Genomic DNA, 23,034 nt, shown 5'->3' with positions numbered 1-23,034 from the left:
AAATGCAGAGCGAAGCGCTGGTCAAGCTGGCCGTCGCCGCCCTGGAAGAGATCAAGGCCCAGGACATCACCACCATCGACGTGCGTGGCAAGACCAGCATCACTGACTTCATGCTGATCGCCAGCGGCACCTCCAGCCGTCACGTCAAGTCGCTGGTCGACAACGTGCTGGAAAAAGCCAAGGAGCAGGGCGTACGCCCGCTGGGCAGCGAAGGCCTAGACAGCGGCGAGTGGGCACTGCTCGACCTTGGCGACATCGTGGTGCACGTGATGCTGCCGACGGCTCGCCAGTTCTACGACCTTGAGCGTCTGTGGCAGGGTGCCGAGCAGACACGTGCGCAGTTCAGTGCTGAGCCGGGTGCTGAGCAGGAATAAGGACGCCGAGCTGTGCGCATCAAGTTGATCGCCGTGGGGTCGCGCATGCCGCGCTGGGTTGAAGACGGTTGGCAGGAATATGCCAAACGGATGCCCAGCGAACTGTCGCTGGAATTGGTGGAAATTCCGCTGACCACCCGCGGCAAAAATGCCGATGTGGCGCGCATGATTCGTCAGGAAGGCGAGGCCATGCTGAGCAAGGTGCAACCTGGGGAACGCATTGTCACCCTGGAAGTCGAAGGGCGACCCTGGAGCACCGAGCAACTGGCGGTTGAACTGGATAAATGGCGCCTGGATGCCCGCACGGTCAACCTGATGGTTGGCGGCCCGGAAGGTTTGGCGCCTGAGGTGCAGGCACGCAGTGAGCAGCGCTGGTCGTTGTCGCCGCTGACCCTGCCGCATCCGTTGGTGCGTATTCTGATCGGCGAACAGATGTACCGAGCCTGGACCGTGTTGTCCGGTCATCCGTATCACAAATAATCAGCCAGTAGCCAGCCGCCACCGATGCCGCAGCCCATACGCCTCAAAGACCACGAAAAAGACAGTCGCCTGATCCGCAAGCGTGCGGTGGTGGGGGCTGTGGTGGTGTTGCTGCTGACCTCGGTGCTGCTTGTGCGCCTGTACTACCTGCAGGTGGTTCAGTACGAGTACCACACCACCCTGGCGGAAAATAACCGCATCCATGTCCAGCCGATTCCGCCAAACCGTGGGCTGATCTTCGACCGTAACGGAGTGATCATCGCGGATAACCGGCCAAGCTTCAGCCTGACCCTGACCCGTGAACGCGCAGGCGATTGGCCACAGGTGCTCGACGTGATTGTCGAAGTGTTGAAGCTGGGGCCGGATGAGCGGGCGTTGTTCGAGCGTCGGGTGCGTCAGGGGCGGCGGCCATTCGAGCCGGTGCCGGTGTTGTTCGAACTGAGCGAGGAGCAGATTGCCCTTATCGCCATCAACCAGTTCCGCCTGCCGGGGGTTGAAGTGGCGGCACAGCTGGTGCGGCATTATCCGTTGGGTAAGCATTTTGCTCACTCGGTGGGTTATGTCGGGCGGATCAACGAGAAAGAGCTGAAAGACCTCGATCCGGTGGCTTACAGCGGCACGCACCATATCGGCAAGACCGGCATCGAGCGCTTCTATGAAGACGAGCTGCATGGTGATGTGGGTTACGAGGAAGTTGAAACCAACGCCCGGGGCCGCGTATTGCGGGTGCTCAAGCGCACCGATCCGACGCCCGGCAAGGACATTGTCCTGAGCCTCGATGTGCGCTTGCAGGAGGCTGCTGAAGCCGCGCTGGCTGGCCGTCGTGGTGCCATTGTGGCGATCCAGCCGCAAACCGGTGAAGTGCTGGCGATGGTCAGCCAGCCGAGTTTCGACCCCAATCCCTTCGTCACGGGGATTGGCTTCAAGGCCTATGCCGATTTACGCGATTCAATCGATCGGCCGCTGTATAACCGGGTGCTACGTGGCCTCTACCCGCCGGGTTCGACGATCAAACCGATGGTCGCAGTGGCCGGGTTGGATGCTGGTGTGGTGACACCGCAAACGCGGGTGAACGATCCAGGCTTCTATCAGCTGCAGGGCCATAGCCATAAATACCGCAACTGGAACCGCACCGGTGACGGTTGGGTGGACATGGACCTTGCCATTGCCCGTTCCAACGACACCTATTTTTATTCGCTGGCGCACAAGATGGGCATCGACCGCATGCATGACTACATGACCCGTTTCGGGTTGGGTCAGCGTGTGTCGCTGGACATGTTCGAAGAAACCGCCGGCTTGATGCCGTCGCGGGAGTGGAAGCGGGCGCGTTATCGCCAGGCCTGGTATCCGGGCGAAACCCTGATTCTCGGTATCGGCCAGGGCTATATGCAAACCACACCACTGCAGCTGGCCCAGGCCACAGCGCTGATGGCCACTCGCGGCAAGTGGATTCGCCCGCACCTGGCCAAGACCATTCAGGGCCGTGTGCCGGTGGACCCCAATCCGCTGCCGGATATTGTGCTGCGTGATCCCAAGTTCTGGGATAACGGCCGCCACGGCATGGAGCAGGTCATGCACGGCGCGCGCGGTACGGCGCGCAAGGTGGGCGACACGGCGGTCTACCGGATTGCCGGCAAGAGCGGTACCGCCCAGGTGGTGGCGATCAAACAGGGCGAGAAGTACGACCGCAGCAAGGTTCAGGAGCGTCACCGCGACCATGCGCTGTTCGTCGCCTTCGCCCCGGCGGACAACCCGCAGATCGCCGTGTCGGTGATGGTCGAGAACGGCGAGTCCGGCTCCGGGGTGGCCGCGCCGGTGGTCAAGCAGGTGATGGACGCCTGGTTGCTGGATGAGAACGGTCAGTTGAAAGCCGAATTTGCTCCGCCTGTGGCGGCTGGGGTCGCTGCACCATGAACAGTAGTTTCGACCGCAACCTGTCCACCGAAGACTTGCTGCGCCGCCGGGCGACCCTGCTGCAGCGCCTGCATATCGACGGCATTCTGTTGCTGCTCTTGCTGGTGCTGGCCTGCGGCAGCCTGATGATTCTCTATTCCGCCAGTGGCAAGAACGTCGATCTGCTGATGAAGCAGGCCAGTTCCTTTGGCATTGGTCTGGTCGGCATGTTCATCATCGCCCAGTTCGAGCCGCGCTTTATGGAGCGCTGGGTGCCGCTGGCCTATGTGGGTGGGGTGGCTCTGCTGGTGGTGGTGGATGTCATGGGCCACAACGCCATGGGGGCTACGCGCTGGATCAATATCCCTGGGGTGATCCGCTTCCAGCCTTCGGAGTTCATGAAGATCATCATGCCGGCGAGCATCGCCTGGTATCTGTCCAATCGCAGCCTGCCGCCACGCCTGAAACACATCTGTATCAGCCTGGCGATGATCATCGTGCCTTTTGTGCTGATCCTGATGCAGCCTGACCTGGGCACCTCGCTGCTGATCCTCGCTTCGGGCGGCTTCGTGCTGTTTATCGCCGGGCTGCAATGGCGCTGGGTGATCAGTGCAGTGGCAGCAGTGGTGCCGATCGCAGTCGGCATGTGGTTCTTCGTCATGCACCAGTACCAAAAGCAGCGGGTGTTGACCTTCCTCAACCCGGAAAGCGATCCACTGGGCAGCGGCTGGAACATCATCCAGTCCAAGGCCGCCATCGGCTCCGGCGGCGTACTCGGCAAGGGCTGGTTGCAGGGCACCCAGTCGCACCTGGATTTTCTCCCGGAAAGTCACACCGACTTCATCATCGCGGTGCTGGCTGAGGAATTCGGCCTGGTCGGGGTGTGTTTGTTACTGCTGGTGTACTTGCTGTTGATCGCGCGCGGCCTGGTGATTACCGTGCAAGCGCAGACGCTGTTCGGTAAGCTGCTCGCCGGCGCGCTGACCATGACTTTCTTCGTGTATGTCTTCGTCAATATCGGGATGGTCAGCGGCCTGTTGCCTGTGGTGGGGGTGCCGTTGCCCTTCATCAGCTATGGTGGCACCTCGCTGATCACCCTGTTGGCAGGATTTGGAATTTTGATGTCGATCCACACCCATCGTAAGTGGATGACGCAGGCTTGATTGGGATTATGAATTCAATGCAAAACGCGCGTGGCTGGATGGTACGAACTGCACCTTGGCTGGCTCTGGCTGGGGTGTTCGGGGTAGCCCAGACGGCTGTTGCCGGCGATTATCAGCAGTCACCTCAGGTGGCCGAATTTGTTGCCGAAATGACCCGTGACTACGGCTTTGCCGGCGAGCAACTGGTCGAGCTGTTTGCTCAGGTCGAGCGCAAGCAGGCGATTCTCGATGCCATTTCGCGCCCCGCTGAAAAGGCCAAGCCGTGGAAGGACTACCGGCCGATCTTTATCACCGAGAAGCGCATCAGCAAGGGCGTCGAGTTCTGGAAACAGCATGAAGCGACCCTGGCCCGTGCCGAAGCCGAATACGGCGTGCCGGCGCAGGTGATCGTCGCGATCATCGGGGTAGAAACCTTCTACGGCGGCAATACCGGTAGCTGGCGGGTGATGGACGCGCTGTCGACCCTGGCCTTTGACTACCCGCCGCGTGCGCCATTCTTCCGTAAGGAACTGCGCGAGTTTCTCCTGCTGACCCGTGAAGAACAGGTTGAGCCGCTGAGCATGACCGGCTCCTACGCTGGTGCCATGGGCCTGCCGCAATTTATGCCGAGCAGCTTCCGCGCCTATGCGGTGGATTTTGATGGCGACGGCCATATCAATATCTGGAACAACCCGGCCGATGCCATCGGCAGCGTCGCCAGCTACTTCAAACGCCATGGTTGGCAGCCCGGACAGCCTGTGGCCAGCGTCGCTCGAGTCAAAGGCGCACAGGCCGATCAGGGCCTGACCGTGGGCCTGGACCCGGTGAACAATGTCGGTGAGTTGCGTGCGCTGGGCTGGAGCAGTGCCGATGCGCTGAGCGACGACCTGCCGGTGACGGCCTTCCGTCTGGAAGGTGCCGAGGGCGACGAGTACTGGCTCGGCCTGCCTAACTTCTTTGTGATCACCCGCTACAATCGCAGTGTGATGTATGCCATGGCGGTCAATCAGCTGGCCGAGTTGCTGGTTGATGCACGGGGTAAGAACTGATGTCGCGTTTGCCTTTCAAATTGGCGCTGTATGGCAGCCTGGCGCTGGCGCTGGCCAGTTGCTCGTCCACCCGTGCGCCGCAGCCGGTGGCGCCGATACAGTCGGGCGGGGCAATTTCCGGCCCGGGTGACTTCAACCGTCCGCACAAGGATGGCGCGCCCTGGTGGGATGTTGACGTCTCGCGGATTCCTGATGCCGTGCCCATGCCGCACTACGGCCCGGTCAAGGCCAGCCCTTACACCGTGTTCGGCAAGCAGTACTACCCGATTCCCGATGCCCGTCGCTACCAGGCCGTCGGTCCGGCTTCCTGGTATGGCACCAAGTTCCATGGCCAGGCCACCGCCAACGGTGAAACCTACGACCTGTACGGCATGACCGCCGCACACAAGACCCTGCCACTGCCGAGCTACGTGCGGGTGACCAATCTGGAGAACGGCAAGTCGGCGATTCTGCGGGTCAATGACCGTGGCCCGTTCTATTCCGACCGTATCATCGACCTGTCCTTCGCGGCGGCGAAGAAGCTTGGTTATGCCGAAAGCGGCACCGCGCGGGTCAAGGTCGAAGGTATCGATCCGCACGAATGGTGGGCTCAACAGGGCCGTCCGGTGCCGATGGTGCTGGCTGCACCGCAGCAGGTGGCTCAGGCCAAACCGATTGCACAGCCTGTTGCGCAGCCGGTTGAGCAGTATTCACCACCGCCGCAGCAGCATGCTGCCGCGGTGCTCCCCGTGCAGATCGACGCAAAAAAAAACGCTTCAGTCGGAGCCTCTGGCCTGTATCTCCAAGTGGCCGCCTTCGCCAATCCGGACGCTGCGGAGCTACTCCGGGCGAAGCTGAGCGAGACGGTGGCTGCGCCGGTGTTCGTCAGCTCAGTGGTGCGCAACCAGCAGATCTTGCACCGCGTACGGCTGGGGCCGGTGAGCAGCCAAAGCGAGGCTGAGCAGCTGCAAAGCAGCGTGCGCCTGGCCAATCTTGGCGAGCCAACTCTGGTCAAGGCGGATTGACGCGGCACTTATTGTTTTCCAGCGGGACTAAACAACAACCCTGGTCGGTTACGACTGATCAGGTGCGGTACTGACTATGCCCTGCGGGGCTGTTCCACCATCAGCAATCTAGAGAGACGGATGAATATCACCAGCTTTGCGCAACGCGTTTTCCTGTCACTGTTCCTGCTCAGCGCGCCGACTGTCTGGGCTAATCAGCAAGTGATTCCTTCGGCCCCACAGCTCGCAGCAAAATCCTATGTGTTGCTCGATGCCGCCAGCGGCAAGGTGCTGGTGGAAAACAATGGCGACCAGCGTTTGCCGCCGGCCAGCCTGACCAAGCTGATGACGGCCTACATCGCTACCCTGGAAATCCGCAAGGGCAAGATCGGCGAGCAGGACCTGGTGCCGATCAGCGAGCACGCCTGGCGCACCGGTGGTGCTGCATCCGGCGGCTCGACCATGTTCCTGCCGTTGAACAGTCAGGTGAAGGTCGATGACCTGCTGCACGGTGTGATCATCCAGTCGGGTAACGACGCCAGTATTGCCCTGGCCGAATACATTGCCGGCAGCGAAGATGCCTTCGCCGACATGATGAACGAGACTGCTGCGCGTCTAGGCATGACCAATAGCCACTTCATGAATGCCACCGGCTTGCCGCACCCTGAGCACTACTCCAGTGCCCACGATATGGCCATCCTGGCCCGTGCAATCATCAATGAAGATCAGGAACACTACGCGATCTACGCGCAGAAAGAGTTCCTCTGGAACAACATCAAGCAGGGCAACCGTAACCTGCTGCTGTGGCGTGACAAGACCGTTGATGGTCTAAAAACCGGTCACACCGAGGAAGCTGGCTATTGCCTGGTCGCCTCGGCCGTACGCGATGGCGCGCGGATGATCACTTCGGTGTTTGGTACCGTCAGCGAGTCGGCCCGTGCCGCCGAAACTCAGAAGCTGCTGACCTATGGTTTCCGCTTCTTCGAAACCCGGACCTTCTACAAGAAAGGCCAGGAGCTGGCTCAGGCACAGGTGTGGAAGGGCACTGTACGTCAGGTCAAGGCCGGTCTTGCCACTGACCTGAGCCTGACCCTGCCGAAAGGCCAGCTGGATAAACTGCAGGCCGGCATGACCCTCAACCCGCAGCTCACCGCGCCCATTGCCCAAGGTGATGTGATCGGCAAGGTCGAGGTAAAACTGGGTGAAGAAGTGGTGCACAGCGCCGATCTGATTGCTCTTGAGGCCGTTGAGGAAGGCAGCTTCTTCCGTCGCCTGTGGGATAGCATCAGCCTGTTCTTCTTTGGACTGTTCAACTGATAGCGTGACCAGCGCGCCCTTGCCGACCTGCAGGGGCGCTGTTGTTGCCACGGCTTACGAGGCCGTTACTGCCATGACCGACGTCAAATCGCACAAAATCGAATTCCCCTGCGCGGACTACCCGATCAAGGTAGTCGGTGACAGTGGCGCCAACTACAAAAGTACGGTGATCGAGATCCTTAGCCAGCACGCCAAGGTCGATCTCAGCACCCTGGCCGAACGCCAGAGCAGCAACGGCAAGTACACCACCGTGCAGCTGCATATCGAAGCCACCAGCGAAGATCAGCTACGCGATATCAACAGCGCCCTGCGTGCGACCGGTATCGTGCACATGGTGCTGTGATGGACCTGCCGCTCGGCTTTCGTGAGCTGGGCCAGGTCGACTATCAACCTACCTGGCATGCGATGCAGCGCTTCACCGATACGCGCGGCATCGATACGCCTGACGAAATCTGGCTGCTTGAGCATTCCCCTGTATTTACCCAGGGCCAGGCCGGCAAAGCCGAGCATGTGCTGTTTCCAGGGGATATTCCGGTGGTGCAGGTCGATCGCGGTGGTCAGGTGACATACCACGGTCCGGGTCAACTGGTCGCCTACCTACTGTTGGACGTGCGCCGCAGCGGTATTGGTGTGCGTGAACTGGTGAGTCGTATCGAGCGTAGCCTGATCGACCTGCTGGCCAGTTATGGCGTCAGCGCCAACGCCAAGCCGGATGCGCCGGGTGTGTATGTGGATGGCGCAAAGATCGCCTCGCTCGGCCTGCGTATCCGCAACGGGCGCAGCTTCCATGGTCTGGCGCTGAATGTGGATATGGACCTGCAGCCGTTCCAGCGCATCAACCCTTGCGGTTATGCCGGCATGGCCATGACTCAGCTCGCCGATCAGGTGGCTGAGCCGGTTGATATTTCCGAGGTCAGCGCGCGACTGCGTGAGCAACTGGTCAAGCATCTCGACTACGCGCAGCAGCAGAGTCTGGCGAGCGCAATCGACTATTGAGCGGGGGTGGGCAGATATACAAACGCCTGACCCCAGGAAAAGCCCAAGGTCAGGCGTTGTGTGGCTCAATCAGTTCAGATTGAGGGCAGGAATCAGGCTGCTGTCGAGTTCTTGACCCGGTACGGGCACCGGGGCCGCCAGGCCCAGGTTGTTCTTCTCGAACACCTTGTCGGCGCGGTAGCTGGAGCGCACCAGCGGGCCGGCGGCAACCTCCATAAAGCCTTTTTCCAGACCGATTTCGCGCAAGCGATTGAATTCTTCCGGGCTGACCCAGCGCTGCACCTTGAGGTGGTTGCGCGTCGGTTGCAGGTACTGGCCGAGGGTGAGGATATCGACATTGATGGCGCGCAAGTCATCCATGGTCTGGATGATCTCGTCGTCAGTCTCGCCCAGCCCCAGCATCAGGCTGGTTTTGGTCAGCACGTCCGGACGGTGACGCTTGGCATGGGCCAGCACGTTCAGGGTCTTTTCATAACCCGCGCGTGTGTCACGTACCACGTGAGTAAGGCGTTCGACCGTTTCGACGTTCTGTGCGAACACTTCGAGGCCGGAATCCACCACCCGTTCGATGGCCTCTAGGTCGCCGTCGAAGTCAGGGGTCAGGGCTTCTACCACCACCTGCGGGGTGTTGTTCTTGATCGCTCGCACACAGGCCGCGTAGTGGCTGGCGCCGCCATCATCGAGGTCGTCGCGGTCCACCGAGGTCAACACGATATAGCGCAGCGCCATCAGCTCCACCGACTTGGCGGTGTTCTGCGGCTCTTCCAGATCCAGCCAGCCATTGGGGTTGCCGGTGTCCACTGCGCAGAAGCGGCAGGCGCGGGTGCACACCGAGCCCATCAGCATGATGGTGGCGGTGCCGTTGGACCAGCATTCGCCGATATTCGGGCAGTGGGATTCCTGGCACACGGTGCTCAGGCGATGTTCGCTGACGTTGCGTTTGACCGCTTCGAAGCGGCTGCCGCCGGGGGCTTTGACCCGCAGCCATTTCGGCTTGGGTTCGAACACCTGAGGTTCGCTGGAGGCGCGGCGCTTTTGTCCGTCCTTGATCGCGGTGATGCCTTGAGCAGTGCGGAATTTGTCGCCGCTGGCAACGGTTTTGGGCGAGGGAGTATCGGACATCGGCTATCGGGCTCCGTGGACGAGGCGGCTTGTGGCCGCCGCGCAGTTTATCACAGAAGCTGACTGTTCAGTCCGTTGTACGCCGTGCGGTTCTGCCCGTTCGCACTTGGCGATCGTGCACAATCGTTCGGGCTGCGCCCGTTTCTTACCGCAGCTTTTGCAGTAACTCATGGCTGGGATAGCCGTCAGCGGGCAGGCCCAGGCTCTGCTGAAAGGCGCGCACGGCCTTACGCGTGTTGGCCCCGATGATGCCGTCAGCCGGGCCCGGCTCGTAACCCTTGCTGCTCAGCAACTCCTGCAACTCGATGCGCTCACTGCGGCCCAGTTGGCGATCCGTGCGCGGCCAGGCGGCCTGCACGCCGGGGTTGCCATCCAGGGCATCGCTGAGCAGGCCGATGGCCAGGGCGTAGGCGGTGGAGTTGTTGTACTTGAGAATGCTGCGGAAGTTGTTCAGCGCCAGGAAGGCTGGGCCACGGTGGCCGGCAGGGAGAAACAGTGAGGCCGGGCTCTGCTCGTTGGCATCCACAGTGCGCAGCGGGGTGACTCCTTGTGCGCGCCATTGCGCCAGGCTGAGGCGTACTTCCGGGTCGGCCTGAGCGTAATCGAAGCCCTGCGGCAGGCTGACTTCAAAGCCCCAGGGCTGACCATTCTGCCAGCCGGACGCTTGCAGGTAGTGGGCAGCCGAGGCCAGCGCATCAGGCGCTGAACGCCACAGGTCGCGGTGGCCGTCACCGTCGAAGTCCACGGCGTGCTGATTGAACGTGGTGGGCATGAACTGGGTTTGCCCCATGGCGCCGGCCCACGAGCCGATCAGACCCTGCTGCGGACCATCCCCTGCTTGCAGGATCTGCAGCGCGGCCAGCAGTTGGGTACGCCAGAACACCTGACGGCGGCCGTCGTAGGCCAGGGTGGCCAGCGAGCGGATGACGTTATGGCTGCCGATATTGCTGCCATAGTTGCTTTCCATGCCCCAGATGGCGATCAGCACTTCATGGTCCACGGCGTAGGTGCTGCGGATGGCTTTCAGGGTCGGGCGATGTTGGGCCTTGAGCAGGCGGCCCTGGGCGATGCGCGAGACCGAGACGGCGCCATCGATGTATTCCCACACGGGGCGGGTGAATTCCGGTTGGCTGTTGTCTGCGGCGATGACCTTGGGGTCCAGGGTGATGCCAGCGAAGGTGCGATCAAACAAGTCGGCATCAATGCCGGCAGCAATCGCATCACTGCGCAGGAGCATGCGCCATTCATCAAAACTGAGCAGTGGTGCGGCGTTGATAGCAGCAGGCACAGGTTGGCTGACGGCTGCTGACGGCGGCGCAATCGCTGCGGCGGCGAGTGGCTGTGCAGGTGCTTCTGCGCAGGCGGTCAGGAGCAGCAGGATGCAGGCGGTGGCGCTATGGGACAGGCCACGAAGAAACAGGTAAGGCATGGTGGTCTCGGCACGTTTCGCAGGCCGTAACCTTAGCATGATTGGGGCGTGATGCGGGCTGTGGCGGGCTTTTCAGGCCGCCAGAAGGTATGAAACCTCCCAGTTTTGCTGGGAGGCTTCGCGGCGGTAGCTGCCTTTGCCTTTGCTGGGTGTTTCCTGGCGTGAGCGAAACAGCGGTTGGGCGATCAGGGATTTGGCCTTGTTCGGCCGGTGTTTGCGGTTCTTCGCCATGCTCATTCCTCGGGGCGTGACCTGCACGGTGCAGGCGGGCGAAGCATGCGCCGCGGACTGGCAAATGTCCAGATTCCGGGGCTTAGCGGTTCAGGCCCAGGCGCTGGCCGCAGAGATTCAGGGTCAGCAGGCTCAGGCCGTTCCAGGCATCGCCTGGCGCTTGGCCTTTGATCTGCGCGTCGATCTGTTGGGCATCCTGCAGTAAAGCGGCCCAGCGTGATGCGGACAGGCGTTGCAGGGCTTTGCTGACCAGCGGACGGCGTTTGTCCCAGACGGGAGGGCGGGCCGAGCTGAAGGCTTTTTCCAGTGGCATGCCCTGGGCGTACTGCTGGGCGATTGTTGCCAGCAGGCGGATTTCGCGGGCCAGTGCCCAGAGAATCACCGGTGGTTCGACCCCTTCGCCGCGCAGGCCTTCGAGCATGCGCAGGGCGTGGGCGGCTTCGCCATTCAGGGCTGCGTCAATTAGGCCGAATACATCAAAGCGTGCGCTGTCGGCTACCGAAGCATGCACGGTATCGACGTCGATCTGTGAGCCTTCGGCCAGCAGCTTGAGTTTCTCGATTTCCTGGGCGGCGGCGAGCAGGTTGCCTTCCACGCGCACAGCGATCATGTCCACGGCTTCCGCGCTGGCGCTGAGGCCTGATTGCGCCAGGCGCTGGCGGATCCATTGCGGCAGCTGGCTGGCTTCGACCGGCCAGATTTGTACGAACTGGGTGTGTGCACCTTCGATCAGCGCTTTGCCCCATTTGGTCTTCTGTGCGCTGCCATCGAGTTTGGGCAGGCTGATCAGTAGCACCGTATCTTCGGCCGGGCGCGCCAGGTATTCGAGCAGCGCCGCTGCGCCCTTGTCGCCGGGCTTGCCATTGGGTATGCGCAGTTCCAGCAGGCGTCTATCGGCGAACAGCGACAGGCTGGCGCCGGCCTGCAGCAGGTTGCCCCAGTCGAAATTGTTGTCGGCATTGAACACCTGGCGCTCGCTGAAACCCTGCTGGCGGGTGGCGGCGCGAATGGCATCGGCGGCTTCCTGGCAGAGCAGTGGTTCATCACCGCTGACCACGTAGACCGGGCTCAGGTTGCCCTGCAGGTGTTTGCCGAGTTGTGCGGAGTTAAGCTTCATGTGGGGCGCAGGGCTGGGCCGCAGGTGCGGCCCGGCAAGCTTACTGGGCCGGAACGGGCAGCTGGATCGGCGACTGCTGCGGTTGCGCGGCCTGTTGTTGGCGTGCTGCTTCCAGGGCCTCAGCTTCCGCTTTGGCCTTGGCTTCCGCGGCCTGTTGCAGCTGGTCGAGTTGGTCCGGGCTGACCTGTTGCAGGCGCTGCACCAGTTGCTGGATCAGTTCGCGACGCATTTCCTTGCGAATTTGCACGGCTTCTTGGTCGCCGCCGATCAGGTTGTTGCCATCTTGGTTGTAATACCCTTGAGTCTCTAGCTTATTGCGCATCAGCAGCAGGTCTTTACTGCCGCGAATCTCGTAGTCGAGACTAATGGTCAGTTCATACTCAGCCGTTCGTGCTGAGCTTGTGAAGCTGGCGCTACGACGCTCCTCACGTTCATCCGTCAATATCAGGCGATAGGGCGCGCCGGGGTATACGCGTACATCATTGTATTCTAGGGCTTTGCGTACATCTTTGACGGTTTCGCCATAGGCGTTGCGTGCGCTGACGTCGAGTTCCTTGAGCGCAAACTGCACGTCACCCGTGCCACGCAGCTGGAAGCCGCACGCGCTGAGCAGTACAGCCAGGCCGATTACCATCAGATTCCGTTTCATCATTCTCTTGTATCCCCTTGGAGAGTCACGGCGCCATGCAGGCATGGCGCCGAGCTTAATCAGTTGGCGACCGTTTTCAATTGGCAACTATGTTGACCAGCTTGCCCGGTACGACGATGACCTTGCGGATGGTCACGCCTTCGGTGAAACGTTGCACGTTCTCGTTGGCGCGGGCCGCCGCCTCGACCTCTTCACGGCTGGCGCTGGCAGCAACGATGATCTCGCCGCGCAGCTTGCCGTTGACCTGAATCACCAGGGTCAGGCTGTCCTGCACCAGGGCGCTTTCATCTACCTGCGGCCAGGTGGCATCGATGATCGCTTCTTCGTGGCCCAGTTCCTGCCACAGCTGATGACTGATATGCGGAGTGATTGGTGCCAGCAGCAGGGCTACTGCTTCCAGGCCTTCCTGGAGCAAGGCACGATCCTGTTCGGTCGCGGTGGCAGCCTTTTCCAGCACGTTCATCAGGGTCATCACCTGGGCGATGGCCGTGTTGAATTTGTGGTGTTGGCCAATATCGAAACTCGATTGTTTGATCGCCAGGTGAATCGCGCGGCGCACGGCTTTCTGTTCGTCATCCAGGCCGGCGACATCCAGCGCACCGGCAACGCCCTGATTGACGTGCTGTTGCGCCAGGCGCCAGACGCGGCGCAGGAAGCGGTTGGCGCCTTCAACGCCTGCATCCGACCATTCGCAGCTCATATCGGGTGGCGAGGCGAACATCATAAACAGGCGGCAGGTGTCGGCGCCGAACTGATCGATCATCGACTGCGGGTCGACGCCGTTGTTCTTCGACTTGGACATCTTCTCGGTGCCGCCGATTTCCACCGGCAGGCCGTCGGCTTTCAGCTTGGCGCTGATGACCTTGGCCTTGCTGTCGCGCTCCAGCACAACGTCCGCCGGGTTGAACCAGTCCTTGCCGCCGTTTTCCAGGATGCGGTAGTAGGTGTCGGCCACCACCATGCCCTGAGTCAGCAGGTTCTTGAACGGCTCGTTGGAGGAAACCAGGCCCTCGTCTCGCATCAGTTTATGGAAGAACCGCGCGTACAACAGGTGCAGGATGGCGTGTTCGATACCGCCGATGTACTGATCCACCGGCAGCCAGTGGTTGGCCGCTTCCGGGTCGACCATACCGCCGGTGTACTGTGGCGAGGCGTAGCGCGCGTAATACCAGGACGATTCCACGAAGGTGTCCATGGTGTCGGTTTCACGCTTGGCGTCGGCACCGCACTTCGGGCACTTGCACTGGTAGAACTCGGGCATGCGCGCCAGCGGGCTGCCGGCACCGTCCGGTACCACGTCTTCGGGTAGTACCACCGGCAACTGGTCTTCCGGTACCGGCACGTCGCCACAGCTGTCGCAGTGGATGATCGGAATCGGGCAACCCCAGTAGCGCTGGCGGCTGATGCCCCAGTCGCGCAGACGGAACTGGGTCTTGCGCGCGCCATGTTCGCTGGCTTCCAGGTCGGCGACCATGGCGTCGAAGGCAGCGGTAAATTCGAGATTGTCGTACTTGCCGGAGTTGAGGGTAGTCAGGCCGGCCTTGTCGCCGTACCAGTCATTCCACTGGCTGGCGTCATAGGTTTTGCCTTCGCCGTTGTAGACCTGCTTGATTGGCAGCCCGTACTTGTTGGCGAATTCGAAGTCGCGCTCGTCATGCGCAGGCACGGCCATCACTGCGCCTTCGCCGTAGCCCCACAGCACGTAATTGGCGACGAACACCGGCAGCTTGTCGCCGGTCAGCGGATGGATGACGAACTGGCCGGTGGCCACGCCCTTCTTCTCCATGGTAGCCATATCGGCCTCGGCCACGGAGCCGGCCTTGCACTCGGCGATAAACGCGGCGATGGCTGGGTTGGATTCGGCAGCACGCTGCGCCAGCGGGTGCTCGGCGGCCACGGCGACGTAGGTAGCGCCCATCAGGGTATCGGGGCGGGTCGAGTAGACCTTGAGTTGCCCGTCGATGCCGATGCTGGCGACGTCGTAGTCGAACACAATGTCGGCACCGAAGCTCTTGCCGATCCAGTTGCGCTGCATGGTCTTGACCTGCTCGGGCCAGCCATCCAGTTCATCCAGGCTGCTCAGCAGCTCTTCGGCATAGGCGGTGATCTTGAAGTAGTACATCGGGATTTCGCGCTTCTCGATCAGCGCGCCCGAACGCCAGCCACGGCCGTCGATGACCTGCTCGTTGGCCAGTACAGTCTGATCCACCGGGTCCCAGTTGACGGTACCGTTCTTGCGGTAGATCACGCCCTTTTCGAACAGGCGGGTGAACAGCCACTGCTCCCAGCGGTAGTAGTCCGGCTTGCAGGTGGTGACTTCGCGGGTCCAGTCCACGGCCAGACCCAGCGATTTCAGCTGGCTCTTCATGTATTCGATGTTTTCGTAGGTCCACTTGGCCGGTGCGACCTTGTTCTTCATCGCGGCGTTTTCCGCCGGCATGCCGAAAGCGTCCCAACCCATTGGCTGTAGCACGTTCTTGCCTTGCATGCGCTGGTAGCGGGCGATCACGTCACCGATGGTGTAGTTGCGCACATGGCCCATGTGCAGCTTGCCGCTCGGGTAGGGGAACATCGACAGGCAGTAGAAGGTCTCCTTGCCGGCTTGTTCACTCACTACAAAGGATTTCTGCGCATCCCAATGGGACTGCGCGGCGGCTTCGATTTCACGGGGCGAATACTGTTCTTGCATGGCTACCGGCGCTGGGAATAAGGGCTTGCGGGAAACGCCGTAGCATACATGAGCCCCGCTTATTCAGGGAAACCCTGATTGCGCCGCCGCTAGCCGCTGGCTGGCGTGCGTTCGCCGTTTGTCGCGAGGGGCTGCTGGCCAGGGGGCGAACGCTAAGCTTGCAGTAGGGAGCGGCACTGTGCTCCTGGGCGAGGTGATTGATGGCAGAGTTAAGGCGTGGCGGACCGGCTGGCGGGCTTTATGAGCGACTGCTACAGCGCCTGGCCATGGCCCTCGACGAGGCGGACAGCCTCAGTGCGTTGAGCGCGCAGCCCCCGCTGGAGCTGGAACTGCGTGGCCTGACCGCTGCGGAAATGGAGCTGATTCGCGCCTATCTCAACCGTGATCTGGACTGGCTGCGCGGCTGGCACGCCGCGGCGCAGGAAATGGCCCAGATTGAGCAGCTGCCGAGCTCACGCAAGATTGGCCGCTGCGGCCATAAAACCACGGCAGCGCTGCACGGCAAGCTCAAGCCTTTGCTCAAGCGGCGCTTGCAGTTGTGTTGCGCGCTGTGCGGCACCGTGGCCGGATGGCAGGCGGGCAGTGGGGTGCAGGCCTGCAAGGCGTGCGGTTCGCAGTTGTTTCGAGCGAACAATCATCGTTAACCATTGATCTGCTCAGCATGGTGACAAGCCACCTGACGCGCATCGAGCAGACGCAGTGCAGGCTGTTCAACCTGGCAGCGTTCACTGGCATGCGGGCAGCGTTGGTGAAAGGCGCAGCCACTGGGTGGGGCCAGCGGGTTGGGCAGTTCGCCGACTATCTTGATCTTCGGTTTGCTTGGATCCGGGTGGATGCTCGGGGTAGCCGATAGCAGCGCCTGGGTATAGGGGTGTAGTGGGCGGCTGTAGATCCGTTCGCTAGGGCCCATTTCCACCGGGCGGCCGAGGTACATCACCAGCACATCGTCGGCGACATGACGCACCACCGAGAGGTTGTGCGAGATAAATACATAGCCGGTGTTGAACTGCTCCTGCAGGTCCATAAACAGGTTAAGCACCTGGGCCTGGATCGACACGTCCAGCGCTGAGGTCGGTTCGTCCGCCACCAGTACCTTGGGTTGCAGCATCATCGCCCGCGCCAGGGCGATACGCTGGCGCTGGCCGCCGGAAAACATATGTGGGTAGCGCTGGTAGTGCTCGGGGCGCAGGCCGACCTGTTGCATCATCGCCTGTACCCGCTCGCGCCGTTCCAGTCGCGACAGCGAGGTATTGATCAGCAGCGGTTCACCCAACTGGTCACCGACCTTCTGTCGCGGGTTGAGCGAGGCGTAGGGGTTCTGAAAGACCATCTGCACATCGCGGCGCAGCTGCTTGCGTTGCGCCTTGTTGGCGCCAGTCACTTCTTGTCCGGCGATTTGCAATGAACCTGAACTGGGCTCCTCGATCAGCGTCAGGGCGCGGGCCAGGGTGGATTTGCCGCAGCCGGACTCACCGACCACCGCCAGGGTCTTGCCGGCGTCCAGCTCGAAGGACACGCCATTCAGCGCCTGTACCTGGGCGGCGGGCTTGAACAGGCCTCGGGATATTTCATAGTGGCGGGTCAGGTCACGGGCCGTCAGCACAGCGCTCATCACGCCACCTCCGCAGTCAGGTTGAGCGGGTAGAAGCAGCGCACCGCGCCGCGGTCATGGGCATCCAGGTTCGGCCGTTGTTCGCGGCACTCTGTCTGGGCGTAGGGGCAGCGGGGTGACAGCAGGCAGCCGGCCGGGCGGTCATAGCGGCCCGGGACGATGCCGGGCAGGGTGGCCAGGCGGCGCTGGCCCTGGCTGTGTTCAGGGATCGCCTTGAGCAACGCTTCTGTGTAAGGGTGGCTTGGCGCATCGAACAGTTGCGGCACGCTGCCGATCTCCACCGCCTGCCCGGCATACATCACGCAGACCCGTTGCGCGGTCTCGGCGACCACTGCCAGATCATGGGTGATCAGCACCAGGCCCATGTTCTGTTCGCGTTGCAGGCCCACCAGCAGGTCCATAATCTGCGCCTGGATGGTCACATCCAGCGCCGTGGTCGGCTCGTCGGCGATCAGCAGCTTGGGTTCGGCAGCAATTGCCATGGCAATCGCCACCCGTTGACTCATGCCGCCCGACAGTTGATGCGGGTAGGCATTCAATCGGCTGGCGGCGGCGGGGATTTCCACCCGTTCGAGCAGTTGCAGCGCGCGCGTGCGAGCGGCCTGACCCTTAAGGCCGAGGTGCTGGCGCAGCACCTCCTCGATTTGGAAACCCACTGTAAAGCTGGGGTTGAGCGCGGTCATGGGGTCCTGAAAGACCATCGACAGGTCCTTGCCGACGATATGCCGGCGCTGGCGGCCCTTGAGCCGCAGCATGTCGGTGCCGTCGAACTGCAGACCATCGGCGCTGACGATGCCGGGAGCGTCGATCAGCCCCATCAGCGCCATCATGGTCACCGACTTGCCCGAGCCGGACTCGCCAACGATGGCTAGTACCTCGCCTTTCTCCACGCTCAGGTCGAGGCCGTCGACCACCGGTACGGCATTGGTATCGCCGAAGCGCACCTTGAGGTTCTTGATATCCAATAGGCTCATGCTGGGCTCCTCACTGCGCATTCTTCAGCTTCGGGTCGAGCGCATCGCGCAACCCGTCGCCCATCAGGTTGATGGCCAGCACGCTGAGCAGGATGGTCAGGCCCGGCAGGGTCACCACCCACCAGGCGCGCTCGATATAGTCGCGCGCCGAGGCCAGCATGGTGCCCCACTCAGGGGTTGGCGGTTGTACGCCGAGGCCGAGAAAGCCCAGGGCGGCGGCGTCGAGAATCGCCGAGGAAAAGCTCAGGGTGGCCTGCACGATCAGCGGGGCCATGCAGTTGGGCAGCACGGTGACAAACATCAGGCGCGGCAGGCTGGCACCGACCAGGCGTGCGGCGGTGACGTAATCGCGGTTCAGTTCGCCCATCACCGCCGCACGGGTCAGGCGTACATAGGATGGCAGCGAAACGATGGCGATGGCGAAGATGGTGTTGATCAGCCCTGGGCCGAGGATGGCGACGATGGCCACCGCCAGCAGCAGCGAGGGCAGGGCCAGCATGATGTCCATCAGGCGCATGATCGACGGGCCGAGCAGCCGCGGAAAGAAGCCGGCAACTAGGCCCAGAAGGATGCCGGGGATCAGCGACATCAGCACCGAGGCCAGGCCGATCAGCAGCGACAGCCGTGCGCCATGGATCAGCCGCGAGAGCAGGTCGCGGCCGACTTCATCGGTACCCAGCAGAAATTGCAGTTGGCCGCCTTCCAGCCAGGCCGGCGGGGTGAGCAGGAATTCGCGGTATTGCTCGCTGGGGTCATGCGGCGCGATCCACGGCGCGAACAGCGCGCAGATCACCAGCAGGATCATAAACAGCAGCCCGGCGACCGCGCCCTTGTTATGGGCAAAGGCTTGCCAGAACTCCTTGAGTGGTGAAGGGTAGAACAGGCTCTGGTCGAGAGTCGTAGAGGTGGTCATCGGTACGTCACCTCCGAGGTAGGGTGCGCCGTGCGCACCGATCGTTCGTCGCCAATGGTGGTGCGCGCAGCGCACCCTACAGGTCGTTTCATGTCGCTCTCCTTAGCGCTGATGGCGAATGCGTGGATTGGCCAGGCCATAGAGGATGTCCACCACGAAGTTGACCAGGATCACCAGGCAGGCGATCAGCAAAATGCCGTTTTGCACCACCGGGTAGTCACGCGCGCTGATTGACTCGATCAGCCATTTGCCGATGCCCGGCCAGGAGAAGATGGTTTCGGTCAGCACCGCGCCGGCCAGCAGCGTGCCGACTTGCAGGCCGAACACCGTAAGCACCGGGATCAGCGCATTGCGCAGGCCGTGCACAAACACCACGCGGGCCGGCGACAGGCCCTTGGCGCGGGCGGTGCGCACATAGTCCTCGCGCAGCACTTCAAGCATCGCCGAGCGGGTCATCCGCGCGATTACCGCCAGCGGGATGGTGCCGAGCACGATGGCCGGCAGGATCAGGTGGCGCAGGGCATCGACAAAGGCACCTTCTTCACCGGAAAGCAGGGTGTCGATCAACATAAAACCGGTAACCGGTGGTATGTCGTAGAGCAGGTCGATGCGCCCGGATACCGGGGTCCAGCCTAGCCACACCGAGAAGAACATGATCAGCAGCAGGCCCCACCAGAAAATCGGCATGGAATAACCAGCCAGCGAGATGCCCATCACGCCATGGTCGAACAGTGAACCGCGCTTGAGGGCGGCGATTACTCCGGCGATCAGCCCCAGACTGCCGGCAAACAGCAGGGCGGCCAGGGACAGTTCCAGGGTGGCGGGAAACAATGTGGTGAATTCGCTCCAGACGCTTTCGCGGGTGCGCAGTGACTCACCCAGGTCGCCCTGGGCCAACTGGCCGATATAGTCGAAATACTGGGCGTACAGCGGCTTGTTCAGGCCCAGGCGCTCCATGGCCTCGGCGTGCATTACCGGGTCGACGCGGCGCTCGCCCATCATCACTTCCACCGGGTCGCCGGGGATCATGCGGATCAGGGCGAAGGTCAGCAGGGTGACGCCGAAAAAGGTGGGGATCAGCAGCCCCAAGCGGCGGGCAATAAAGGACAGCATATAAATGGGTGCTCCCGTGTGCGCCCGGCAGGCCGTTGAAAAACTACCTGCGTTGGCAATACTGCGTTAAAAACAGGCTCGGAATGCTCATTTACAGCAGTAAACTCCGCTTCCTCGCCTGTTTTTGCCTTGTCTTGCCTGCCTCGCCTACGTTTTTCTACGGACTGCTAACTGCAAGGGCCGGGCGCTGTTATGCGGTGTAGACGGATAGGCTCCGCTTGGCAGGCCGATAAACGGCCCGCCAAGCGGAGTGCAGCATATGCTTACTTGACGCCGACGCCGTAGAACGAGTTCAGCGCGAACGGGCTGATCTTGAAGTCCACGACCTTCTTGCTCATCGGCTGATAGACCGTGGAGTGGGCGATCGGAGTGATCGGCACTTCACGTTTGAGGATCACCTGGGCCTGCTTATACAGCTCGGTGCGTTCTGCGGTATCGGTCACGCGCTTGGCGGCTTTTACCAGCTTGTCGTAATCGGCATCGCACCACTTGGAGAAGTTGTTGCCGTCCACGGCGTCGCAGCCATACAGGGTGCCGAGCCAGTTATCCGGGTCACCGTTGTCGCCGCTCCAGCCGATCAGCATGGCGTCGTGCTCGCCGGCCTTGGCGCGCTTGAGGTACTCGCCCCATTCGTAGCTGACGATCTTGGCCTTGATGCCGACCTTGGCCCAATCACTTTGCAGCATTTCGGCCATCAGCTTGGCGTTGGGGTTGTACGGGCGCTGCACCGGCATGGCCCACAGGGTGATCTCGGTGCCTTCCTTGACGCCTGCGGCCTTGAGCAGGGCCTTGGCTTTTTCCGGGTCGTAGGCGGGGTCCTTGATGCTGGTGTCATACGACCACTGGGTCGGCGGCATGCCGTTGACAGCCAACTGGCCGGCGCTCTGGTACACCGCGTCGATGATGCCCTGCTTGTTCACCGCCATGTCCAGCGCCTGGCGCACTTCGAGTTTGTCGAACGGCGGGTGGGTGACGTTGTAGGCGATATAGCCGACGTTGAATCCGGCCTGTTCGGGCATGTCCAGGTTCGGGTCTTTCTTCAGTGCGTCGAGATCCGCCGGACGCGGGAACAGGGTGACCTGGCACTCGCCGGCCTTGAGCTTCTGCATGCGTACCGAGGCGTCGGTATTGATGGCGAAGATCAGGTTGTCGATCTTCACCTCATCGGGCTGCCAGTACTCCTTGTTGCCCTTGAAGCGAATCACCGCATCCTTCTGGTAGCGGTTGAACACGAAGGGGCCGGTACCGATGGGCTTCTGGTTGATATCGGCGGCCTTGCCGGCCTTGAGCAGGTTATCAGCGTATTCGGCGGACTGGATCGAGGCAAAGCTCATCGCCAGGTTCTGGATAAAGGCGGCGTCGACTTCGTTGAGGGTGAACTTGACGGTCATGTCGTCGAGTTTTTCGATCTTGGCGATGTTCGCGTCCATGCCCATGTCGGTGAAATAGGGGAATTCCGACGGGTAGGCTTTGCGGAACGGGTGATCCTTGTCGAGCATGCGCTGGAAGGTGAACAACACATCATCGGCGTTGAAGTCGCGGCTCGGCGTGAAGTATTCAGTGGTGTGGAATTTCACTTTGGGGCGCAGGTGAAAGGTGTAGCTCAGGCCGTCGTCACTAATGTCCCACTTCTCGGCCAGGCCGGGGATCACGGCGGTGCCGCCACGCTCGAACTGGCTCAGGCGGTTGAACACGGTTTCCGCTGCCGCGTCGAAGTCGGTACCGGTGGTGTACAGGCCAGGGTCGAAACCTGCCGGGCTGCCTTCAGAGCAGAACACCAGGTTGCCGGCGGCGCTGGCAAGCGGGGTGCTGGCGATCAGCCCAGCGGCGAGTAGAGCCTGAATGACGGCGTTCTTACGCATAGTGACCTCATGGTTATTGTGGTTGTGATCCTGAGGGGGCTCTTGTGGAGACCTTGAGTGAAGCTATGCAGGGCGTATGCCGTAGGCAAGTGGCATGTCGCAGAGAGAACAGGAATGACGATGCAGCTGTACGTGGTGTCGCATTTCTATAAAAGGACGAGAAAAACATGGCAAAACGCCGCTATCGTCGGATAACGGCGCTGCTTCTCTGTGTAGCAAGATGTAGCAGTTTTCAGGGCATTTGCACTTCGATCACCCCATCGGCATTGATGCTGACCTGGCTGCTGCCGGCTTCAATTTCCGGTGCGGCGGCATCCATCATTGCCGCGCCCTTCATCGCTTCCATGCGCAGCATGGGCGGCTGGAAGCCACCGCTGTTGAGGTTGAGGCTGACCAGCTTGTAACCGCTGCCACCGAGGGCCTCGGTGGCCAGTTGCGCGCGGGCCTTGAAGGCGGCGACGGCATCCTTGAGCAGGGCGTCTTCGTGGGTCTTGCGGGTGTCTGAAGCGATGCTGAAGTTCATTCCACCCATTTTCAGGGTGTGCAGCATGTCCCCAGTGAGCTTGGACAGGGCGCTGAAGTCGGCGCTTTCCAGGCGCAGTTCGGCGCGCTCGCGCCAGGCGGTAATCTGCTGGCCTTTTTCATCATAAACCGGGTAGCTGTTGCGGCTGCCGGAGGTAACGCTGATGCCTTTGACCTTGCGCGCCTGGGCAATGCTGGCGTTGAGGGTCTTGCTGATCTGCGCGGCGAGGGCCGCCGGGTCGCTGTCCTGGGCTTCGCTGTAGAGGGTGACGTGCATCAGGTCGTGGGCGATTTCTTGATTGACCTCGGCACGCAGCGCGACCTGGTTGTAACGCGCTTCATCGGCCATGGCCGTGGTGCTAAGCAGGGTGCTGCTGAGTAGCAGGGCGGTGGCGAGGCGGGACAATGGCAGCATGACGATTCCTTTATGTGATGGGCGCATGGGCTATGCGCGGCTTTCCAGAGGGTAGACGTAGCTATCTGACTAAACGGGTTAAACCGGGTTCCACTTTTTATTGTGGCGCTTGCCGCTGCGGCGTGTTGCCGCAGTTGGGCGCACAGACGCTT

The 23,034-nt window shown here is 61.7% G+C and carries 22 protein-coding genes; 10 read left to right on the top strand and 12 right to left on the bottom strand.

Features of this window, described 5'->3' with window-relative positions; all coding sequences use genetic code 11:
- Positions 1–2: 2 nt before the first annotated feature.
- From rsfS to lipB, 9 genes are all read left to right on the top strand, one after another.
- Positions 3–374, top strand: a complete 372-nt coding sequence (gene rsfS / locus ACSQ17_RS06050) for a ribosome silencing factor (RefSeq protein WP_436070437.1) — start codon at positions 3–5, stop codon at positions 372–374.
- Between the two features lie 12 nt (positions 375–386).
- Entirely contained in the window at positions 387–854 is a 468-nt protein-coding gene (gene rlmH / locus ACSQ17_RS06045) for a 23S rRNA (pseudouridine(1915)-N(3))-methyltransferase RlmH (protein WP_108489361.1), read from the top strand.
- A gap of 24 nt (positions 855–878) precedes the next feature.
- The gene (mrdA, locus tag ACSQ17_RS06040; RefSeq protein WP_436067999.1) at positions 879–2,768 is read left to right on the top strand and encodes a penicillin-binding protein 2; all 1,890 of its coding nucleotides are present in this window, start codon (positions 879–881) and stop codon (positions 2,766–2,768) included.
- 38 nt (positions 2,769–2,806) lie between these two features.
- Entirely contained in the window at positions 2,807–3,910 is a 1,104-nt protein-coding gene (gene rodA / locus ACSQ17_RS06035; protein ID WP_392540222.1) for a rod shape-determining protein RodA, read from the top strand.
- Between the two features lie 17 nt (positions 3,911–3,927).
- Positions 3,928–4,938, top strand: a complete 1,011-nt coding sequence (gene mltB, locus ACSQ17_RS06030) for a lytic murein transglycosylase B (protein ID WP_436070436.1) — start codon at positions 3,928–3,930, stop codon at positions 4,936–4,938.
- Positions 4,938–5,942 carry a septal ring lytic transglycosylase RlpA family protein gene (locus ACSQ17_RS06025; RefSeq protein WP_436067998.1) on the top strand — a complete coding sequence of 335 codons (1,005 nt, stop codon included), beginning with the start codon at positions 4,938–4,940 and terminating at the stop codon, positions 5,940–5,942. The genes mltB and ACSQ17_RS06025 overlap by 1 nt, the downstream gene beginning before the upstream one ends.
- Positions 5,943–6,062: 120 nt before the next feature.
- Entirely contained in the window at positions 6,063–7,238 is a 1,176-nt protein-coding gene (locus ACSQ17_RS06020; protein ID WP_436067997.1) for a D-alanyl-D-alanine carboxypeptidase family protein, read from the top strand.
- Between the two features lie 73 nt (positions 7,239–7,311).
- Positions 7,312–7,581 carry a DUF493 domain-containing protein gene (locus ACSQ17_RS06015; protein WP_233685916.1) on the top strand — a complete coding sequence of 90 codons (270 nt, stop codon included), beginning with the start codon at positions 7,312–7,314 and terminating at the stop codon, positions 7,579–7,581.
- Positions 7,581–8,234 (top strand): lipoyl(octanoyl) transferase LipB, encoded by a 654-nt coding sequence (gene lipB, locus ACSQ17_RS06010; RefSeq protein ID WP_436067996.1) that lies wholly within the window; start codon positions 7,581–7,583, stop codon positions 8,232–8,234. Before ACSQ17_RS06015 ends, lipB begins: the two co-directional genes overlap by 1 nt.
- 69 nt (positions 8,235–8,303) lie before the next feature.
- Here lipB and lipA read toward each other — a convergent pair whose 3' ends face one another.
- The 6 genes from lipA to leuS all read right to left on the bottom strand — a co-directional run bounded on the left by lipA (position 8,304) and on the right by leuS (position 15,471).
- Positions 8,304–9,356 (bottom strand): lipoyl synthase, encoded by a 1,053-nt coding sequence (gene lipA / locus ACSQ17_RS06005; RefSeq protein WP_436067995.1) that lies wholly within the window; start codon positions 9,354–9,356, stop codon positions 8,304–8,306.
- 145 nt (positions 9,357–9,501) lie between these two features.
- Complete coding sequence (locus ACSQ17_RS06000; protein ID WP_436067994.1) at positions 9,502–10,785, bottom strand: lytic murein transglycosylase; 1,284 nt, start codon at positions 10,783–10,785, stop codon at positions 9,502–9,504.
- A gap of 72 nt (positions 10,786–10,857) precedes the next feature.
- The gene (gene arfA, locus ACSQ17_RS05995; protein WP_436067993.1) at positions 10,858–11,016 is read right to left on the bottom strand and encodes an alternative ribosome rescue factor ArfA; all 159 of its coding nucleotides are present in this window, start codon (positions 11,014–11,016) and stop codon (positions 10,858–10,860) included.
- 82 nt (positions 11,017–11,098) lie between these two features.
- Positions 11,099–12,133 carry a DNA polymerase III subunit delta gene (holA, locus tag ACSQ17_RS05990; protein ID WP_436067992.1) on the bottom strand — a complete coding sequence of 345 codons (1,035 nt, stop codon included), beginning with the start codon at positions 12,131–12,133 and terminating at the stop codon, positions 11,099–11,101.
- A gap of 40 nt (positions 12,134–12,173) precedes the next feature.
- Positions 12,174–12,785: an LPS assembly lipoprotein LptE gene (locus ACSQ17_RS05985; protein WP_436070435.1), complete on the bottom strand. Its 612-nt coding sequence runs from the start codon at positions 12,783–12,785 to the stop codon at positions 12,174–12,176.
- 73 nt (positions 12,786–12,858) lie between these two features.
- The gene (gene leuS, locus ACSQ17_RS05980) at positions 12,859–15,471 is read right to left on the bottom strand and encodes a leucine--tRNA ligase (protein WP_436067991.1); all 2,613 of its coding nucleotides are present in this window, start codon (positions 15,469–15,471) and stop codon (positions 12,859–12,861) included.
- Positions 15,472–15,671: 200 nt separating this feature from the next.
- On the opposite strand from leuS, the gene ACSQ17_RS05975 reads away from it, so the two are divergent.
- Entirely contained in the window at positions 15,672–16,115 is a 444-nt protein-coding gene (locus ACSQ17_RS05975; RefSeq protein ID WP_436067990.1) for a hypothetical protein, read from the top strand.
- Here the strand turns inward: ACSQ17_RS05975 and ACSQ17_RS05970 are convergent.
- The 6 genes from ACSQ17_RS05970 to ACSQ17_RS05945 all read right to left on the bottom strand — a co-directional run bounded on the left by ACSQ17_RS05970 (position 16,112) and on the right by ACSQ17_RS05945 (position 22,882).
- Positions 16,112–17,083, bottom strand: coding sequence for a peptide ABC transporter ATP-binding protein (locus ACSQ17_RS05970; protein WP_436067989.1), 972 nt, complete (start codon positions 17,081–17,083; stop codon positions 16,112–16,114). The genes ACSQ17_RS05975 and ACSQ17_RS05970 overlap by 4 nt on opposite strands.
- Positions 17,083–18,057, bottom strand: coding sequence for an ABC transporter ATP-binding protein (locus tag ACSQ17_RS05965; RefSeq protein WP_436067988.1), 975 nt, complete (start codon positions 18,055–18,057; stop codon positions 17,083–17,085). Before ACSQ17_RS05965 ends, ACSQ17_RS05970 begins: the two co-directional genes overlap by 1 nt.
- A gap of 10 nt (positions 18,058–18,067) precedes the next feature.
- On the bottom strand, positions 18,068–18,970 hold the full coding sequence (locus ACSQ17_RS05960) for an ABC transporter permease subunit (RefSeq protein ID WP_436067987.1): 903 nt from the start codon (positions 18,968–18,970) through the stop codon (positions 18,068–18,070).
- A gap of 102 nt (positions 18,971–19,072) precedes the next feature.
- The gene (locus ACSQ17_RS05955; protein ID WP_436067986.1) at positions 19,073–20,083 is read right to left on the bottom strand and encodes an ABC transporter permease subunit; all 1,011 of its coding nucleotides are present in this window, start codon (positions 20,081–20,083) and stop codon (positions 19,073–19,075) included.
- Positions 20,084–20,346: 263 nt separating this feature from the next.
- The gene (locus ACSQ17_RS05950) at positions 20,347–21,945 is read right to left on the bottom strand and encodes an ABC transporter substrate-binding protein (RefSeq protein WP_436067985.1); all 1,599 of its coding nucleotides are present in this window, start codon (positions 21,943–21,945) and stop codon (positions 20,347–20,349) included.
- 232 nt (positions 21,946–22,177) lie between these two features.
- On the bottom strand, positions 22,178–22,882 hold the full coding sequence (locus tag ACSQ17_RS05945; protein ID WP_436067984.1) for an SIMPL domain-containing protein: 705 nt from the start codon (positions 22,880–22,882) through the stop codon (positions 22,178–22,180).
- Positions 22,883–23,034: the final 152 nt, after the last annotated feature.

It is taken from the genome of Pseudomonas sp. LjRoot71 (assembly GCF_964253255.1).
Classification (GTDB): Bacteria; Pseudomonadota; Gammaproteobacteria; order Pseudomonadales; family Pseudomonadaceae; genus Aquipseudomonas.
This window is presented reverse-complemented; position numbering and strand designations above follow the sequence as displayed.

Coding starts and splice junctions, on each gene's coding strand:
- mltB (WP_436070436.1), top strand. CDS start 3,928: ATGCAAAACGCGCGTGGCTGGATGGTACGAACTGCACCTTGGCTGGCT.
- ACSQ17_RS05950 (WP_436067985.1), bottom strand. CDS start 21,945: ATGCGTAAGAACGCCGTCATTCAGGCTCTACTCGCCGCTGGGCTGATC.
- lipB (WP_436067996.1), top strand. CDS start 7,581: ATGGACCTGCCGCTCGGCTTTCGTGAGCTGGGCCAGGTCGACTATCAA.
- ACSQ17_RS06025 (WP_436067998.1), top strand. CDS start 4,938: ATGTCGCGTTTGCCTTTCAAATTGGCGCTGTATGGCAGCCTGGCGCTG.
- rsfS (WP_436070437.1), top strand. CDS start 3: ATGCAGAGCGAAGCGCTGGTCAAGCTGGCCGTCGCCGCCCTGGAAGAG.
- ACSQ17_RS05970 (WP_436067989.1), bottom strand. CDS start 17,083: ATGAGCGCTGTGCTGACGGCCCGTGACCTGACCCGCCACTATGAAATA.
- ACSQ17_RS05945 (WP_436067984.1), bottom strand. CDS start 22,882: ATGCTGCCATTGTCCCGCCTCGCCACCGCCCTGCTACTCAGCAGCACC.
- lipA (WP_436067995.1), bottom strand. CDS start 9,356: ATGTCCGATACTCCCTCGCCCAAAACCGTTGCCAGCGGCGACAAATTC.
- holA (WP_436067992.1), bottom strand. CDS start 12,133: ATGAAGCTTAACTCCGCACAACTCGGCAAACACCTGCAGGGCAACCTG.
- ACSQ17_RS05975 (WP_436067990.1), top strand. CDS start 15,672: ATGGCAGAGTTAAGGCGTGGCGGACCGGCTGGCGGGCTTTATGAGCGA.
- mrdA (WP_436067999.1), top strand. CDS start 879: ATGCCGCAGCCCATACGCCTCAAAGACCACGAAAAAGACAGTCGCCTG.
- ACSQ17_RS06020 (WP_436067997.1), top strand. CDS start 6,063: ATGAATATCACCAGCTTTGCGCAACGCGTTTTCCTGTCACTGTTCCTG.
- ACSQ17_RS05955 (WP_436067986.1), bottom strand. CDS start 20,083: ATGCTGTCCTTTATTGCCCGCCGCTTGGGGCTGCTGATCCCCACCTTT.
- ACSQ17_RS05985 (WP_436070435.1), bottom strand. CDS start 12,785: ATGATGAAACGGAATCTGATGGTAATCGGCCTGGCTGTACTGCTCAGC.
- ACSQ17_RS06000 (WP_436067994.1), bottom strand. CDS start 10,785: ATGCCTTACCTGTTTCTTCGTGGCCTGTCCCATAGCGCCACCGCCTGC.
- ACSQ17_RS05960 (WP_436067987.1), bottom strand. CDS start 18,970: ATGACCACCTCTACGACTCTCGACCAGAGCCTGTTCTACCCTTCACCA.
- arfA (WP_436067993.1), bottom strand. CDS start 11,016: ATGGCGAAGAACCGCAAACACCGGCCGAACAAGGCCAAATCCCTGATC.
- leuS (WP_436067991.1), bottom strand. CDS start 15,471: ATGCAAGAACAGTATTCGCCCCGTGAAATCGAAGCCGCCGCGCAGTCC.
- ACSQ17_RS06015 (WP_233685916.1), top strand. CDS start 7,312: ATGACCGACGTCAAATCGCACAAAATCGAATTCCCCTGCGCGGACTAC.
- ACSQ17_RS05965 (WP_436067988.1), bottom strand. CDS start 18,057: ATGAGCCTATTGGATATCAAGAACCTCAAGGTGCGCTTCGGCGATACC.